Consider the following 2,795-nt stretch of genomic DNA (forward strand, 5'->3'; position numbering starts at 1 on the left):
GAGTCCGCCGGTGTCGACCCAGCCCGGCATCATCCGCGGCGGTGCCAAGGGGAACACGGTGTGCCCGATCAGGGCGAGACCCGTCAGTGAGGCGAGAGCCCAGCGCGCCTTCGAGTACTGCAGTGGACGGCGGATCATCAACCACACCAGCACGATCGCGGTCAACGGGAAGTGCACGGACGCGTAGTACCGGTTCGCCCAGGTGGCGAGATCCGGGACGCTGAGGGCGATCCGCTGAACCTCGGCCTCGCTGGGCAGGCCGAGCCTGGACTGCAGGTGGATCAGGGCGTCGGCGTTGGCGAAGGCGGAGCCGGTGTGCTTGGCGGAGATGAACCGGCCGAGGTTGTACACCCCGAAGAGGACGGCGAGCAGCAGGACTTCTCGCAGTACTCGCCTCGGCGGGGGATGGTGCGGGTCCTTCGGCCGATCCGGCGAAGGCTTCTCGCGCACCTTGCAGATCGGTTCGAGAGTCACCTGCGCCATAACGCCCTCCGTCCCACCCCAGGTCACCGGTTCACCGGTGTAAAACCGAACGTTCGCTCTCCTAGTTCAGCTTCGACCCGGAGAGCGGAGGAAATCAAGAACGGTTGTTCGTTTTAACATGTGATCCTGACCGCACTCGACGGGTCCTCCGCTCCGGATTCCCACTCTTCCAAATTATCGCAATATCTTGATAATTTGAATTAATATGAAGCAGATCACAAAGGGCAGGGTCAGCGGTCCGCCGACCCAGGCGGACAGGGTGGTGAGGGGTGGAGTCTGATCAGGTCAGGTCGGGTCAGGTCAGGTCAGGTCAGCAGGCGGCGGGACCCGACCAACTCTCCCCCGGCGTAGCCGTCGGCCCGCAGCCGTTGGCCCGCGGCGACATCCAGGATGTCGATGTCGAGAGGAGCCGCGGTGAGGTCCTCCGAGCTGATCGGGCGGTCGTCGAGGTAGAGATCCACGCGGTCGATACCGTCCACCTGCAGCCGGACCCTGAGCGTAGTACCGGCTAGGGACGTGGACACGGCGAGGCGCCGGCGGGGCATCGCGGCGAGCAAGCCACCGGCCGCCTCGAGCAGATCCACATTGCCGGACAGCAGGTCCGCCCGAGTCAGTTTGTGGGTGGCATCCGGTCGCACACCGAGGTCCTCGACCGGAGTACCGGACAGTTCACCGACGCGCAGCGTACGGCGGATCGCCACCCGCAGGTTGGCTCCGTTCGGCAGTGCCTCGTACGGCGAAGTCGGATCGGGCGGAGGTGGTTCGTTCAGCAGGGTGGCGAGCAGTCCGTGGGTCCAGACGTTCGCGCCACCCGCGCCGGTGTTGTCGTCGACGCCGAGAATCATGCCGATCTCGTGATCCGCGAATCCGGCCGCGAAGATGTCCGTCGCGGAGTAGCAGCGGGCGTCCGTGATCAGCACGACCGGACCGTAGTAGGTCTGGCCGAGGTCGTTCGCACCGTCTTCGGGAGTGATCGGCTTCGCGGCCGAGTAGGCGGCTCCGGTCTCCGTCGCCAGGTCGAGCGAGTCGAACCACGGCCCGAGGTCGATCCCGGCCGGGTTGTCCTTGTGGCGTCTGCAGATGCGCAGGTTGATCGGCGTACTGATGAACTGAACCGGCTCCGGCGAGATGTGCCGCGGCGTCATCGTCTGCAGGGTGAACTCGCTCGCGTAAATGTGGCCGCCGCCGTTGTCGCGAACGTCGACGATCAGGCCGTCCTGTGGCAGCGCCGCTGCGAGCCGGACGAACTCGTTCCGGAACGCGACCGGGTCGGTGACGCTGAACGTGAAGATCCGCAGGTGGCCGAAGGTGCCGTGCGAGGTGACGACCTCGCGAGCGCGGAAGACGCCGGGCATCGTCGTGGGCAGATCTGCCTGGCCGACGGCGACCGGGGCACGCAACTCGGCGGAGCTCTGGCCGCTCTCGAGGGCGACGACGTCCTGCAGATAGAGGACTTTGCGGGCGCGCGACTTCTCATCCGAGTCGAGGTCGAGACCCATCGATGCCGACGCCTCGGTGAGTGCGTCAAGGTCAGTCATCGGTGGGAGGTTGGTGGTCACCTTCCACTGTTCGCGCAGTTCCTGCTTCGAGCCGTCGAGGCCGACGTAGGACAAGGTCACCCATTCCTCGTCCGGTGGCGACTGGATCACCAGCGGACGGAGGGTGAGCGATTCCAGTCCGCGCGCGAGGTTCGCCGCATCGTTGCTGCCGGCGAACTGGGCTCCGTTGAGTGCGACCGCCCGGGCGATCGGCGTACCGTTCCAGTGCGTCACCTCGGCACCGGCACCGAACTGCGGAGCCGTGTAGCCCGCCACCGTACGAGTGACAAGGTAATGCTCACCGGTAAGGTCGAAACACTTCTCGATCATGAACGGCAGGAACGCGATCTTGCCCGCGAACGGAACCGGCAGCAGGTAGTTGGTGTGCAGGTCGCGGACCGAGTGTAAGATGCTCGACATCTGCCGATGGAAGATCCACTCGGCTTCCATCGTCTCTGCGGTCTGGCGTTCCATCCGGGCGCGCATCACGCGCAGTCGCTGCAGTGGATTGACCGCATGCATCGCTGCCTTGAGCGGCAGGTGCACGTAGTTCTGCTCGAGCATGAGCAGGGCCTGGTCGACCAGCAACTTGCGCTGGCCGAGCGTCAGATTCCCGGCCGACTGCAAGAACTGCGGCAGCGGCGTGGCGACTGCCGCTTCTTCGGTACTCCTGGTTGTTCTCTTGTGCGCGGTAGTGGTCCTCTTGGCTGCCGTGACGGTCTTGCGTTGCTCTGACATGACTCCCCCAATGAGGCGGCCCCTCCCCTGAGCCGC

At 65.4% G+C, this 2,795-nt stretch carries 2 protein-coding genes; both read right to left on the bottom strand.

What is annotated here, in order from left to right; genetic code table 11:
* Window positions 1–483 (bottom strand): phosphatase PAP2 family protein (locus tag VFG33_RS39125; RefSeq protein WP_325058095.1); only part of this gene is annotated, 483 nt, incomplete at its 3' end.
* 305 nt (window positions 484–788) lie between these two features.
* Window positions 789–2,759: a S41 family peptidase gene (locus tag VFG33_RS39130; RefSeq protein WP_325058096.1), complete on the bottom strand. Its 1,971-nt coding sequence runs from the start codon at window positions 2,757–2,759 to the stop codon at window positions 789–791.
* Window positions 2,760–2,795 lie beyond the last annotated feature (36 nt).

The sequence above is a fragment of the Kribbella sp. genome (genome assembly GCF_035687465.1).
In the GTDB taxonomy this organism is placed as follows: domain Bacteria; phylum Actinomycetota; class Actinomycetes; order Propionibacteriales; family Kribbellaceae; genus Kribbella.